Source organism: Treponema socranskii subsp. socranskii VPI DR56BR1116 = ATCC 35536 (assembly GCF_000468115.1).
GTDB lineage: Bacteria > Spirochaetota > Spirochaetia > Treponematales > Treponemataceae > Treponema_D > Treponema_D socranskii.
Window position 1 is genome coordinate 1 of sequence record NZ_AVQI01000025.1, and the last position, 14,397, is coordinate 14,397.

The window sequence follows — 14,397 nt, forward strand, 5'->3', positions numbered from 1 at the left end:
CGAAAAGATCGGTTTTGAGCGGGGAATACGCAAAGGCAGGAGAGACGGACTCTTACAAGGCCGCCGCGACGGTATCGCCGTGGGAGCTTATCAAGCAAAGCGAGAGACGGCGAAAATTTTATCGGGTATGCAGATGAGTCTTGAAGCGATAGCAAAAGCGACCGGCCTCTCGGAAGTGGAAATCAAAAATTTATAATGGAATATCTCGAAAAACCGGCATCGTCTATCAGATGAGCGGCAAACTTAATCAACGTAGCCTGATGCACAAATAGAATCCGATCGGAGTTATTCCCTCTCGGCGGCGCGGTAATCCCAGTTATGTTTCGGATATCGGCCTTTCATCTCTTTGCAGATTTCCGGCCACGCGCCGCTCCAAAAACCTGCAAGATCGTCGGTAATTTGAAGCGGGCGTCTCGCGGGAGAAAGCAGTTTGAAAAGCACCGGCACACCCATAACGCGGGGTGTTTCAAAACAGCCGAAAATCTTCTGGACGATTATTTCGATCGTCGGTCGAATAATTCCTTCCGCGGCCGTATCGTATAAAAGCGTACAGGATTTTCCATTCGCGAGCACAATCGTTTGCGGTACATTTTTATCGACCTTCGCTCCGTCAAGATAATAATAAAGCGCATCGTATACCGCGTTTTCGCGGAGTGTAGTTCCCGTCAAAAAAGGCGGGAGCCATTCGCGTACGGTTTTTATTAAATTTTCTTCGGACGACTTTGCGATCGTATACATACCGTCAGCGCTTACCGCAGAGCCGTCGTAGACTGTGCGGAAGGCTCTCGTATGCGTTTCATAAAAACGCGCACGCGCTAAAAACGCTTTCGTCTTTTCACCGAACGGAAGCCTTGTAATGCCGTTCTTTTCGACTGCACGGCACGCGGCGTATGCAAAATCTCCATCCTGTACGGCGACACGTCTTTCCGCCAATACGATTTTTCCGAAACGAGTGTATTCGGTTTTTCGAAGCGAATGAGTTCCTTCCGCAAACTCCGTTTCCGTGTACGTTTCGCTCCGCACCGAAAGCCATGCTTCCGCTTCTTCCGCAGAAAGCGCTTCCCATCGATAGATACGGCCTTCCTTTTCTCCCGCATCCACGACGGGCGCGACGATCCACTCGGGAAATACGCGAAAAGCGTCACGATCCTTTTTAGGAAGGGATGCGACGCGGCCTGACGGAAATCGATACGTACCGTCCCCTTCCAAATGCGCAATGCGGTCGGGAAATCCTGCAAGCAGCAAAACGGCGGCGGTAACATCGCTCGAGTCCTCCGAGCCGGAATTTCCGCACAGATCGGGAAAACGGTATGCGCATTTTGCAAGCCGCTTTACAAGATCGGAAAAAAAACGTTTTTGCAAGGCGGACGGAGAATCCGCATAAGGAGAATACGCGAGCACGCATTGAAGCGCCGCTTCGGCACAGGGCGCAAGGCCGCCGCGCTCTTTTTTCGATATCTCGCTTTTTTTATCTGCACTTTCGCCGACGTTTCCGAAGCTGAGTGCCGAAAGCGCAACGCAGGCAAGGCGCGGGTGCAGACCGAGTGTGAGAGCGGCTTTACCGAGTGAAGTGATACGCACGGAATTTTCCGCATCCGTCTTGTCTTCCGCAGTCAAACAGCCGAGCACAATTAATAATTTTTGTGCGCTCTTCCAAGCGGCAGCGCTCGGAGGCGCGAGCCATGAAAGCCCATCGCGCCTGTAAACGCCCCGTTCGGCACATTCGAGTACGAGTTCGGTTAAATCGGTGCGAAGTATTTCGGGAGTCGTCTCTGCAACGCGTACGTCGTTTTCGCGCCACAAGCGCACGCACCGGCCGCTTCTCATGCGTCCCGCTCTGCCCTTCCGCTGCTCCGCCGAAAAGACGCTTTCGGTTTCGGTGACGAGCATCTCCATACCGGCGGCGACGTTCATGCGATTGATTCTTGCCAAACCAGAATCGATGACGACGCTTACGCCGGGAACGGAAAGAGACGTCTCTGCGATCGACGACGATAAAATAACGCGGCGGCGAGAAAAGTCATTCGGAGGAGAGAGCACTTTTTTTTGTTCATCGAAATCGATCGAACTGTGCAAAAGCAAAATATCCGCGTCGACACTTTCGCGTTCGAGTTCCGCCGCGGTTTTTCGAATGTCGGCTATACCCGGAAGAAATACGAGGATGCTTCCCCTATCCCGCCTTTGCAATTCCCGCATCACCGCATCCGACGGAAGCAGGGCACCTGCGTATTCGACGTCGACCGGCAATTGACGGCCGGGTACGGCAAACACCGGTGCAGCCTCACATCCGGCTGCGAGATACGACGACAGCGATGCCGTATCGATCGTCGCCGACATGACGACGACGTATAAATCGCCGCGAAGTGACATCGTCTCTTTTAAAAACGCAAGCGCGAGATCGGCCTGCACGGATCGCTCGTGAAATTCATCGAGGACGACGACGGAAACGCCGTCCAAAAGCAAATCGTCCTGCAGCATGCGCGTCAAAACGGCTTCCGTCATAACGGTAAAGCGCGTAACCTCCGATACTCTCGATTCGAGGCGCATCACATAACCTGCGGTTTTCCCGATCTCCTCTCCGAGCAGCGTCGAAACACGAGATGCGACGGAAAGAGATGCGATCCTCCGCGGTTCGAGCATAATAATTTTCCCCGAAAAGTGATTGAGAAGCGCGAGCGGAAGCGCAGTCGATTTTCCCGCACCCGTTTCCGCCGTAAGTATGAGAGAATGAGAACCGGAAGATTTAAGAGAGACGCAGATATCGTCCAGATACGGAGCGATCGGCAGCTGCTTAACAAGATCGGGATAATCGTGCACGGTACATTATACTTGTTTTAAGCGCGGCGATGCAAGCGCGCCTCAAATTCGTTAATATTAATAATTTGTTATTTTTCTTTTCCGTATTGATTTATTTTTCGCGTTAGGGTATATTTATTAATATGAAAGCAACAACAAAGACAGCCGTAAAAAAAGCGGTCGTAAAAACGCCACGCAAAGCAAAGAATCCTGCCGAAGCGTCAAAATCGCACTCTATTTCATGCGATGATGTAAAATGGGAGAAAATCCAAAAGCTTGCTGAAAAAGCCGGCATGAACGTTTCCAAATACATCATTTCAAAAGTATTGAAATAGTGTACACCGTTTTAACAAAAAACCCGCAAGGATTACCTTGCGGGTTTTTTGTTAATTTTTTTGGGCCATCCTGGACTTGAACCGGGGACCAAAGGATTATGAGTCCTCTGCTCTAACCGACTGAGCTAATGGCCCGAATTGTCAACAATAGTATCACAAAGGCCTAGTTTTGATCAATATATGAACAGGACGCCGATCAGATATTCCGCTTGCCTCTTTATACAGATCCCTCATTGACAGAACATCGAACAAAGCATATTCTGATACTATCGTATTAAGCAAGCAAGAGGAGTATCCCATGAGTGAAAACAATTCGGAAAACAAGTTCAGTTTGAAAGGCGGTTTTTCCGCAGCTTCGAAAGAAGCGACGGCTTTTAAAAAATTCATTTCGCGCGGCAATGTCGTCGATATGGCGGTCGGCGTCATCATCGGCGGTGCGTTCGGCAAAATCATTTCGAGCCTCGTCAACGATATGATCATGCCGCTTATCGGTCTGTTGATCGGCGGCATCGATTTTACGAGCTTAAGCGTAAAGATCGGCGAAGCGACGGTCGCATACGGCAATTTCATTCAAACCGTCGTCGATTTTTTAATCGTCGCAATCTGTATCTTTGTCGTCGTCAGAATCTTCGAGCGCTTTAAGAAAAAGGAAGAAAAAGAAGAAGCGCCCGCAGCCAAACCCGCCGATATCGTGCTGCTCGAAGAAATCCGCGATATCTTAAAAAATAAAAATTAATAAGCCGAGCTTCGAAAAGGGCTGTCGAAAAAGCAACCGACTTTTGAGACAGCCTCTATGCTTTCGGCGAAAATCCGTCCGCTGCGTTTCGATGCCCCGTATCGTGACGTTTGATTACACACACAAGACGCAAACCGAGAAGTACGTTACCGTCACGCGTGACACAAAGTTTATACACATTTTGCAATATCCCAATGTACGCTAGGTCCACACAAACCACAGTGCCGCGGCTGCAGCTGCCGTCGTCAAAATCGTAAAGGGCGCTCCTGTTTTAAGCCAGCCTGCAAAATCGACCGGATACCCTTCTCGTTTGAGAATACCCATCGCAACGACGTTTGCACTCGCTCCGAAAGGTGTCAAATTGCCGCCGAGACAGGAACCGATAAGGAGTGCAAACATATACAATTCGGCGGCGAGATCCATCCGGGAAGCGAGCGTCTGCGCGACAGGCAGCATGACGATAATATACGGCACATTGTCGACAAAGCCGGAAATCACAACCGATACGGTAAGGATCAGCATAAAGCCGACGAAGACATTGCCTCCGGTAATGCGCGCAAGGGTATGAGCAAAATCGGAGAGCAGCCCCGTTTCCGAAATGGCGCCGACGACGATAAATATGCCGATCAAAAACGCGATCGTTTCCCAATCGAGTCCTTTGATAAGCAGCCACGTTTCTCGCAGCGACCGACGCTGTACAAATCGGAACCACAGCACACCCGCAATGCCGAGTACAAGCACGTACAGTCCCGACAAAAATTCACAATCGAAATGCAAAAACGAAATTGCGGCCAGACCGAAGATCATCGCGAGCAGGAGAAAGAACGGAAGAGGTGAAATCACTTCGCTTTTATCCAAATCGGGTTTTTCTTTTTGCTTTGCAAAAAACAGATAAAAATACAGGCAGCCGGTAATCATACCCGTTTGGATAAAGAAAAAAATCGACGGCTTTGCCGCGTGTACGAAAAAATCGTTGAACGTATAACCCGCGTAACTTGCAAAGATCATCGACGGCGGATCTCCGACGAGCGTCGCTGTCCCTTCAAGATTCGACATGACGGCAAGTCCTATCATAAAATACGTCGGATCGATTTTAAGCTTTTTGCACAGCGCAAGCGCTATCGGCGCCATGACGAGCACTGTCGCAACATTTTCGACGAAGATCGAAATAATCCCTGTCATCGCGAGGATGAGCACGATTGCGATTCCGGTGTTCGGCGCTTTTTCCACCATGATGTCCGCAATATACGCGGGCATCCGCGAATAGATAAAGAGCGCGGCTATTATCATGCTCCCCACATAGATCATGAGCACGTTCCAGTTGACAAGGGATGTGAACGCGTGTATGAAAGGATACGCGCGAAGCGGAACGCCGCCGGAAGAAAAAATGCTTTCCGGAAATATCGCACCCAGCAGCAGGATGACGAGCGCCGCCGCCGATGTAAATACGATTTTTTTATGCTGCACGATGATGACGAGCGCATACATCATAACGGCAAGCGCGAGCACGACCCATTTCATTTCCATAGTTAAAAAAGTATACAGAAAAAAAAGCCGCAGGTAAATCACACGATTGTATTGCGAGCCTACGTGCCGCAGATTTATCGACCTTACGCTTTGTAATTTTCATAAAATTTTTTTCGGTTGTAACTATTTTCCGCATCCGTCGTTTATAGAGTGTAAGCATTATATGCAAACGCAAAGGTCACTGTTTTTCCTCCTTTTAACAGTGGCCTTATTTTTTTAACCGCGCACTTACTCACGTTCTTTTTCCGTGATATAATAACCGCTGTATGAAAGATTCTTTTAAAGACGTGCGATGCTGTCCCGAAAGCAAAAATTGGGCGGAATGTATAAAACGCGAAGTGCCGTTGTACGGAAGAGGCAACGAAATCCGATCCGACTTCGAGCGCGATTATACACGGCTTTTGCACTCCCGCGCGTTCAGCCGCTTAAAGCATAAAACGCAGGTTTTTTTTGCGCCGCACAACGATCACACCTGTACGCGCATGGAACACGTACTGCACGTCGCTTCGGTCGCATCCGAAATCGCAAAATATCTCGGCTTGAACGAAAAGCTTGCCGCTGCAATCGCGATCGGTCACGATATCGGACATGCGCCTTTCGGTCATCACGGAGAAAATTGCCTCAATTCGCTGCTTGAACAAAAAACGGGCGTGAACGCGCCGAAAAAATTTTGGCATGAGCGGAACAGTCTTTTTTTTGCAGACTATATCGAAACGCTTGCCGATCCCGACGGGATAGAACAGCCGCTCAATTTGACGTATGCGGTGCGAGACGGGCTTATCTGCCACTGCGGCGAAATCGATCAGCAGGGCATCGTGCCGCGGACTGAAGCGATCGATCTCTATTCGATAAAGCGGCCGGGCATCGTACAGCCGTATACGTGGGAAGGCTGCGTCGTAAAGATCGCCGACAAGATCGCGTATTTGGGACGCGACATCGAAGACGCGCGGACATACCACATGCTCGATATGACGTCGTACCGCGAACTGCGTGAAATCGTCGCGACGACGCTCGGCATCGACGGCAAAGCGAAGGGTGCGTTCCGAAGCGGCAAAGCGGTCAATACGACCGTTTTGATAAACGATTTGATCGTCGACTTGTGTACGCAGTCGAGTCCCGAAGGCGGCTTGCGTTTTTCGGACGAGTATTTCCGTTTTATCATCGAACTGAAAAAATTCAATTACCGGCGGATCTATGCACACTGGCGCATAGAAGAATTCATGCACTACGCGTCGAATATCATCAAAACGCTGTACGAAGTGCTCATGCGCGTACAGCCTTATGCGCAAAACGGGCGTGCGGGACAAGCGCTGCGCTATTATCCCTCTCTGTGCATAACCTATGAAGACTGGCTCGTCAAATATGCAAACTATGCGCCGCTCGGGCACCCGGATAAAAAACGGATTCTCCGTTGCAATACCGCCGACGTCTTCGATATAAACGACAACGAGTCGTACCAAAAATGCGTCATCGAATATATTTCCGGTATGACCGATCAGTTCGCAATTCAAGTGTATGAAGAGATCATCACATTTTAAAAAATGAAATATTTGACACATAACAAAAATCCGTAGTACAATAGAATATTGTCGGCTGAACGGTAATTTCAGCCCGCCATATAAAAAAATCAAATCGTTATGAAATTTATTTGGAGGATTTCTATGAAAAAAATACTGACCGGAATCGTTTTATGCGCATCGCTGTGCGTACTCGCTTCCTGTTCAAAAAATGCGCAAAAGATGAACGTCAAGCAAACAATCGACGCGGCAAAAAACATGTCGCACGATGAACTCGTCGCAAAAGCGAAAGAAGAAGCGGCGGCGGCAAAATCTGCCGGTACCGTATTCAAAGCGTACGGAACGAGTTCGCGCATCGCAAGGGCGGCAAAAGCCTTTACCGAATTATACGGCATCGACGTCGAAACGACGAACGTCAAAGACAGTGAAATCTATACGAAACTGCAGGCTGAAATCAGCGGCAAAATCGACGGTGCGGACGTCGTGCTGACGCAAAACGGGGCGGTTATGAAAGTACAGATGATCGATACGGGCAATCTTTTGAATTATGTACCTTCTTCCGTCGCTTCAAATATCGACGCTTCGGACAGAATGCCGCTCGTACAGCAATACATCGATAAATTGTTTATCTTCAACACCGTCGGTTCGAACGTTCCGGCAATCACGAACGTATGGCAGCTGACCGAACCCGCGATGAAAGGCAGGGTATTTTTTAAGAGCCCCGAAACGGAAAAGGTAAACGAAAATTTTCTTATCATGCTGACGAATAAAACATGGTCGGACAAGCTTGCAAAAGCGTATAAAGACTTATACGGAAAAGACATTCAGCTCGACAGTTACAAAAATGCCGGCTATAAATGGATCGCGGAATTCCTGCACAACTGCTCCTTCGGCAATTCGGATACGACGATGGCCGAACAGATTTCAAATGCCGAAGCGTCGGGAAAAATCGGTCTTTTCGTTTTGAGCAAGCTCCGTTCGAAAACCGTGCGTACCGAAAATCTCGAAGTCGCTTCGTACTATGCGGACGGCAAAAATACGACGGTCGAGCCCTTTGCAGGCTTTATGTATCCGCTTTATGCCCAGATCGTCAAAACAACGACGATGCCCTACACGTCCATGCTCTTTATCGAACATTTGGTATCGTCTGCGGGATTCGCTCCGTGGGGCAAAGACATCGGCGCATATTCTTCAAATACGAGCATTCCGGTAAACAAAGGCGATCAGCCGCTTTCGTATTGGAAAACGCGTCTCGTCATGGAAGACCCCGAATACATCAATGAAGCGTACGCGGACGTTTTCGAATTCATTTCAAAAAATCTGACCAAATAGCCTGATGGGAGCTGTCATGTCAAAAAAAGCGGCGAATCATATAAAGACATTTTTTCAAAACCCCGCGAACGTCATCCTTGTCGTATTTTTCGTTTTGCTCGCGGCGCTGACGTTGTATCCGCTGCTTTCGCTCGTATTGGAAACCTACAGCGTTCATCCGATGGAAATGCAGCTCATACGCAAACCGATCGGCGCACTCACTCCGTACCACTGGAAGAGACTGCTCACCGGCGGCGAATATTCCGTTAATAATTTTTATCGTCCGCTGCTGAACACGGTTTTCATGGCGATCATCGCGTCCGTCATTGCGATTTTTTTCGGCGGATCGGTCGCGTGGCTCATTACGAGAACGAATCTCAAATATAAAAAATTCATTTCATTCGTATTCGTCTTTCCGTATATCATGCCGTCGTGGACGCTTGCGATGTTTTGGACGAACTTTTTCAGAAATGCGAACGTCGGTATGGGTATCACGGGCATCTTTACGGCGCTTACGGGCATCGCAATGCCGGAATGGTTCGTCTACGGAATCTTTCCCTGCTCGGTCGTACTCGGGCTTCACTATTCGCCGTTCGCCTACATCCTCATCGGCGGCATCCTCCGCAATATGGACGCAAACCTCGAAGAAGCCGCGACGATTTTAAAAGCGAGCCGCGCAAAGATCATGCGGAAAATTACGCTGCCGATCGTCATGCCCGCCCTTCTTTCGACTTTTCTGCTCGTGTTCGCCTCCGCGATGAGCGCATACGCCGTTCCGGTTTTTCTCGGATCGCCCGTGCGCTTTTGGGTGCTCACGACAAAGATGTACACGATGATGAACGGCAATTTCCAAGGGCAGGGATACATCATCGCGTTTACGATGATTTTATTCGGTATCGGCATATTGGGATTGAATCAATGGTTTACCGGCAGGCGAAAATCGTTTACGACGATCACCGGAAAATCTTCGCAGATTTCGCTCGTGAACCTTCGCGGCGCAAGGACGCCGCTTTCTGCCGTCCTCGTCGTCCTCTTGTGCTTTATCGCGATCGTGCCGCTCATCACCTTTGCCCTTGAGTCCATGCTTCTCCTGCCCGGCGATTATTCGCTGAAAAATTTTACGCTCGACTTTTGGATCGGACGCGGCGAATCCGCCCTTGAAAACGGCATGGACGCGGGCATTCTCATGAGCGCCGACGTGTGGCGTACGCTGTGGAACAGCCTCCGCCTGTCGGTCGTGTGTTCCGTCGTCGCCGGCACGAGCGGCATCCTTATCGGCTATGCGATCGGAAAACGACGCGGATCGAAATTGGCAACTTTCGTCAACAACCTCGCGTTTTTCCCGTACCTCATGCCGTCGATGGCGTTCGGTGCGATCTACCTTTCGATTGCGACGAAGATCCCTTTTTTATACGGTTCGTTTTTTATCCTCGCGCTCATCGGTTCGGTAAAATATCTGCCCTTCGCATCGAGAAGCGGCGTCAACGCCATGTTGCAGCTTTCAAACGAAATCGAAGAAGCCGCCGTCATTGTCGGCGTGCCGTGGATAAAGCGCATGTCACACATCATCGTTCCGATTCAAAAGGCGACGTTTCTGTCGGGATTTTTGCTGCCGTTTATTTCGTGCATGAGAGAGCTTTCGCTGTTCGCACTCCTCGTCACACCGCAAAACAAAGTGCTCACGACGATGCTCATGCAGTTCAACGAAAAAGGCTATACGCAGTACGGCAACGCGATCAACCTCATGATCATCGTACTCGTATTGCTTATCAATTTTACCGTAAATAAAGCGACCGGCGCTTCGATCGACAAGGGTGTCGGCGGCGCGTAAATCAATTCGAAAAATCGTTTGTACGGGCGGACGGGCTGTGCGCACTATGGAATCGCGCGGTTCGAATCGCCCGTATTTTTTTTATCGGAAAACGAGTGCGCTTTTATCACCCCAATACGACGCGGCGCAAAATAGTATTTATCCGTTTTTCGTAATCTTTTTGCGGCGACTTCAAAGCCTTTAAAATATCGGAATCAATAGGGATACAGATTTTTCCGTCTTTCCGCTTTTCGTGTACGGAAGCGGGATGATTTACGTATCGCGGCTTAAACTGTCGAAGCTGTTCGTCCGTAAGTTCGGGACAATCTTCATCGTACACTATATTTGCATCGTCGAGCGCTTTAAGTTCTTTTTTCGACATCGGCGGAAGATTTTTGATTTCATCTGAGGTCATAATTACGGTAGTATTCGATTCTTTCCTTTTCATTCGCTTTTCTCGCTGAAATAATCCGTATTTTATTATTTCTTTCCGTATACACTACAAAAAGAACTCTCCCGCACATACCGATACCGTTCCATCGTTCTTCGCTTTCATTCGAATGTGCTATGTCGGGCATATCGATCATCTTCGGATCAAAGAAAATCTGTGCCGCACGCAGGAATGAAATGCCGTGTTTTTTTATATTTTCATTATTTTTCTTTTCATCCCATTCAAACTGCATGAAGCTCTCATATAAAATGTATAATCATCTCAATCGATATGTCAAGACAAATATCCGTTTTTTTTCGGCGCAAAATCCGCCTGCGGGTACGATCAAATCCGGTGCATCGCGGAAAACACTTTTTCGCTCATGATGTTGATTTCGACGCCCATAGCGTCTGCGGTTTTATCCATTTCAGCGCGGAGGTTTTCTATAGAAATATCGGCACCGTCGAGATTTACCATCATCATCATAACGAAATTTCCGGAAAGGATCGTCTGCGAAATATCGGCTATATTGACTTTGTGCTCGGCAAGAAAGCCGCTCACTTTTGCGATGATGCCGACCTTATCCGAGCCGACGACGGTGATAATTGCATTCATAAAACGAGTGTAGCGCATTATTTGATATCTCGCAAGGGAGCGCATTGCAATCTGCGCGAAAACGGATTATAATATCTATAGCGGATAGTTTGATCAGTCCGATTGTGTATGACGAGGGACCTATGTACGGTAACGCCGGCACAACGATTTTCCAATCTCAAACAGCGCTCCGTACGGTCAGCCCGTATCGGAGCGTTTTGTATATATGCACACTTTGCCCCGAGACGAAGTACGCAAAAATCATAATTATGAGAAGTATTATGCAACGAAAAACAGGTTTGAGAAAAATATCAAAAAGATGAGCTGTTAATCAGCGTTTCCTCAGGAGGTTTCTATGAAGAACATGCTTTTAAAATTCGGAGCTGCCGTGCTTTTTGTATCGGCCATCTTCTTTGCGGGCTGTGCCGGAAGTCCCGATGACGGTAATAAAATAGCGCAAGCCGTTGAACCGGGTACCATAGGACAGCCGCCCGAATCTCTTTTCGCCGCATCGAAATTGGCGCAGGAAATCGATCATGCCGATAGTAAAGTAATTCTTTTCTACTATCGTCCTGACGGTAAATATGCAGACTGGGGACTGTGGCTCTGGAAAACAGGCGGCGACGGAGGGCCTGGATATGCGGCGACTAAGGGCAATGCCGTTTCACGCACTATTGACGGAAAAACTATTGCCTATTGGGATATCAGTACACTGACTTCATCTTTGACCGACATACAAAGTGTTATTGCAACTAACGATAAGTTGAATTTTATTGTTCGTGATGCAGATTGGAATAAGGACGTTAATGACGACCGTTTTATGTCTTTGACCGACGGTAAACATTTTATGGTTATAAATAAGGATCCTTCCGTGTATTCCGTTGAACCGACTTTTGACCCCAGTTTGGTTTCCGCTGCGACAGAAGATGTAGATATCATAAAACTGAAACTTTCCGTTAAGTTCGGACTTGAAACAAGTGCGGCTTCCAACGGTTTTGTTTTGAAATCCGAGTATGGGGAAGAAATCTCCGTTGTTGACGTAAAAAACTATGATTACAAGTCAAGTTCCGATCGCAGCAACAATTTTGCCGATACGTTGTACATAAAAGCCGGCGGAAATCTTGATCCTTCCAAAAAGTGGTTCATAAGCCATCCCAAGTTTAAACCGTCGACAGGGCTGGAAGTCGGAATGACGGCTGCAACGAAAGCCCAGTACGGCGATTATGAATATCCCGGAACCGATTTGGGACTTACGCTGAACGGAACTACGGCTTCATTCAAAACTTGGGCTCCTTTAGCAAGCGATGTTAAACTTTTACTTTTTAATAATTCAAATTCACTTGAAACACCCGCTCATATTCAAAATATGACAAAAGACGGCAATGGAATATGGTCCGCTTCAAATGTAAACGTTGCATCTTACAAGTATTATAAGTTTAGAATTACAAACGGCGGCGTATCAAACGATGTATGTGATATTTATGCCAAAGTTGCCGGTGCGGACTCCGTTGCGGCGCAGATTGCAGATATAAATTCGGATACATCTGCGATTCCTTCCGGTGCGCACTACGGCACAAAGGAAAACTACAAAAATCCGTTCGGCAATAACGGTACACAGACAAAATCTTATACGGATGCGGTGATTTACGAAATGCATATCCGCGACTGGTCAAAAGTGGAAAATGCAGCCACTACCGGAAAATATCTTGAAATTGCAAACGGAACTGAAGTTATTGCGCATCTTCGGGATTTAGGAGTTACCCACGTTCAGCTTCTTCCCGTTTTTGACTATGCGGAAAAGAATTCAAATACCGACTACAACTGGGGATACAATCCGTATCACTATAATGTCCCTGAAGGACGCTATGTTTCGGCCGGTTACACGGACGGAACGCAAGCAGTCCTTGAACTGCGTACTTTGATAAACAAACTTCATGAAGCCGGTATTGCCGTGATTATGGATGTCGTATACAACCACACAAGCGGAACGGGAACGGATTCTCTTTATGATATGACCGCTCCCTACTATTACTACAATATGGCGGCGGACGGAACTTATATAAACGGCAGCGGCTGCGGAAATGAAATCGATACGGCTGCTCCTATGTCCAAAAAGTATATAGTTGAATCGTTAAAACATTGGATGCTTGATTATCACATGAACGGATTCCGTTTCGATTTAATGGGCTGCATAGAAAAATCGACTATGAAAGAAATTTATAGAGAACTTTCAGCCATCGATAAAAACGTTATGGTGTACGGAGAACCTTGGACGGGCGGCACCAGCGGGGTGAAAAACGGAATCACGGCAGGAACAAAGGGCAGTATAGATGATTGTGCAGACACTGCTTATTCGAACAACGGAGTTGCCTGCTTCGATGACGATTTCCGCAACGCCATTAAAGGTGCCGAATTCGGCGGATTTAAGCTCGGTCATGTTCAAGGGACATTTGGCGACCCTGCTGTAATAAAAGGTTTGCTGGGGTCAAAGCAAGATGTAGATGTCATCGGTCGTTTTATCAATTATGTCGAATGTCATGATAACTATACTTTGTTTGATAAGCTGGCAATTTCTCATTCTTATACAACGCCGCCTAAAGCTCCCGTCGATTTGTTCGGCAAAATCGGTGCGGCGGGTCTGAAGGACGTTAAAAAGCAAGACATGCTTGCTGCGGCATACGTATTCTTGGCTCAAGGTACGCCGTTTATAAACGGAGGACAAGAATTCCTGCGTACAAAGCAAGGAGATGAAAACAGTTACAATAAACCCGATGAGATAAATGCTATCGATCTCGGTTTTAAAACCACCTACTCCGATGTATATAATATGTACAAAGGTTTAATCGCTTTAAGAAAGGGAAATCATGACGCATTCGGTGCTAATTCTTCTGCAACTGCGGAAAAGGTTAAGGCAGGCTTGACGAAGTATGCAACGAAAGATTTCCTGGTGTACTTTAATGCTACCGCAGAAAAACAATCTATTAGCCATGAAGGCTATACAAAACTTATTGATGTGAGTTCCGGTTCCGTAACGGAGTCTTCGACGATTCCTTCGGAAGTTGCTGCCAAGAGCTTTATTATTCTGAAAAAATAGCGTAAAAGCCGTCGAATATGAAGGTATTGTAAAAAGTATCGGAATGCGGATGCATTGTGACAAAGTAAAATCAACGCCCGGCACCGTTTTCAAATCCGGGCGATACAATGCGCTCCCTTGACTAACGCTTTCGCTCGGTATACTATTTTCACGATACTTGCTTATTCGTAATAAAACATATCAAGGAGGTACGATAAAAAATGTCGTCTGAAATATCGCCGACACTTTTTATTTCGAGTTTGCTTGG

Annotated in this window: 11 protein-coding genes, 1 tRNA gene and 1 pseudogene; 7 read left to right on the forward strand and 6 right to left on the reverse strand. The window is 47.6% G+C overall.

Features of this window, described 5'->3' with window-relative positions; genetic code table 11:
- A pseudogene (locus tag HMPREF0860_RS13900) lies at positions 1-196 on the forward strand (Rpn family recombination-promoting nuclease/putative transposase); the annotation flags it as partial.
- Between the two features lie 89 nt (positions 197-285).
- Here the strand turns inward: HMPREF0860_RS13900 and hrpB are convergent.
- Complete coding sequence (gene hrpB / locus HMPREF0860_RS04070; protein WP_021495522.1) at positions 286-2,817, reverse strand: ATP-dependent helicase HrpB; 2,532 nt, start codon at positions 2,815-2,817, stop codon at positions 286-288.
- Positions 2,818-2,939: 122 nt separating this feature from the next.
- Here hrpB and HMPREF0860_RS04075 point away from each other — a divergent pair, with 122 nt between their 5' ends.
- Positions 2,940-3,131 carry a hypothetical protein gene (locus HMPREF0860_RS04075; protein WP_021330334.1) on the forward strand — a complete coding sequence of 64 codons (192 nt, stop codon included), beginning with the start codon at positions 2,940-2,942 and terminating at the stop codon, positions 3,129-3,131.
- 61 nt (positions 3,132-3,192) lie between these two features.
- On the opposite strand, the gene HMPREF0860_RS04080 is transcribed toward HMPREF0860_RS04075, so the two are convergent.
- Positions 3,193-3,266 (reverse strand) — tRNA-Ile (locus HMPREF0860_RS04080).
- 163 nt (positions 3,267-3,429) lie between these two features.
- Between HMPREF0860_RS04080 and mscL the strand changes: the two genes are divergently transcribed.
- The gene (gene mscL / locus HMPREF0860_RS04085) at positions 3,430-3,867 is read left to right on the forward strand and encodes a large-conductance mechanosensitive channel protein MscL (protein WP_021330340.1); all 438 of its coding nucleotides are present in this window, start codon (positions 3,430-3,432) and stop codon (positions 3,865-3,867) included.
- Between the two features lie 201 nt (positions 3,868-4,068).
- On the opposite strand, the gene HMPREF0860_RS04090 is transcribed toward mscL, so the two are convergent.
- The gene (locus HMPREF0860_RS04090) at positions 4,069-5,394 is read right to left on the reverse strand and encodes an ArsB/NhaD family transporter (protein WP_038081062.1); all 1,326 of its coding nucleotides are present in this window, start codon (positions 5,392-5,394) and stop codon (positions 4,069-4,071) included.
- A 266-nt stretch (positions 5,395-5,660) separates the two neighbouring features.
- Here HMPREF0860_RS04090 and HMPREF0860_RS04095 point away from each other — a divergent pair, with 266 nt between their 5' ends.
- The 3 genes from HMPREF0860_RS04095 to HMPREF0860_RS04105 all read left to right on the forward strand — a co-directional run bounded on the left by HMPREF0860_RS04095 (position 5,661) and on the right by HMPREF0860_RS04105 (position 10,053).
- The gene (locus HMPREF0860_RS04095; RefSeq protein WP_021330289.1) at positions 5,661-6,932 is read left to right on the forward strand and encodes a deoxyguanosinetriphosphate triphosphohydrolase family protein; all 1,272 of its coding nucleotides are present in this window, start codon (positions 5,661-5,663) and stop codon (positions 6,930-6,932) included.
- Positions 6,933-7,055: 123 nt separating this feature from the next.
- On the forward strand, positions 7,056-8,243 hold the full coding sequence (locus tag HMPREF0860_RS04100) for a lipoprotein (protein WP_021330264.1): 1,188 nt from the start codon (positions 7,056-7,058) through the stop codon (positions 8,241-8,243).
- Between the two features lie 16 nt (positions 8,244-8,259).
- Positions 8,260-10,053: an ABC transporter permease gene (locus tag HMPREF0860_RS04105; protein ID WP_021330354.1), complete on the forward strand. Its 1,794-nt coding sequence runs from the start codon at positions 8,260-8,262 to the stop codon at positions 10,051-10,053.
- Positions 10,054-10,159: 106 nt separating this feature from the next.
- On the opposite strand, the gene HMPREF0860_RS04110 is transcribed toward HMPREF0860_RS04105, so the two are convergent.
- The 3 genes from HMPREF0860_RS04110 to HMPREF0860_RS04120 all read right to left on the reverse strand — a co-directional run bounded on the left by HMPREF0860_RS04110 (position 10,160) and on the right by HMPREF0860_RS04120 (position 11,077).
- The gene (locus tag HMPREF0860_RS04110) at positions 10,160-10,447 is read right to left on the reverse strand and encodes a BrnA antitoxin family protein (RefSeq protein WP_021330287.1); all 288 of its coding nucleotides are present in this window, start codon (positions 10,445-10,447) and stop codon (positions 10,160-10,162) included.
- Positions 10,434-10,715 (reverse strand): BrnT family toxin, encoded by a 282-nt coding sequence (locus HMPREF0860_RS04115; protein ID WP_021330327.1) that lies wholly within the window; start codon positions 10,713-10,715, stop codon positions 10,434-10,436. Before HMPREF0860_RS04115 ends, HMPREF0860_RS04110 begins: the two co-directional genes overlap by 14 nt.
- Positions 10,716-10,807: 92 nt before the next feature.
- The gene (locus HMPREF0860_RS04120; protein ID WP_038081020.1) at positions 10,808-11,077 is read right to left on the reverse strand and encodes an ACT domain-containing protein; all 270 of its coding nucleotides are present in this window, start codon (positions 11,075-11,077) and stop codon (positions 10,808-10,810) included.
- A gap of 334 nt (positions 11,078-11,411) precedes the next feature.
- On the opposite strand from HMPREF0860_RS04120, the gene HMPREF0860_RS04125 reads away from it, so the two are divergent.
- Positions 11,412-14,150: a type I pullulanase gene (locus tag HMPREF0860_RS04125; RefSeq protein WP_021330306.1), complete on the forward strand. Its 2,739-nt coding sequence runs from the start codon at positions 11,412-11,414 to the stop codon at positions 14,148-14,150.
- The last annotated feature ends 247 nt before the right edge of the window (positions 14,151-14,397 follow it).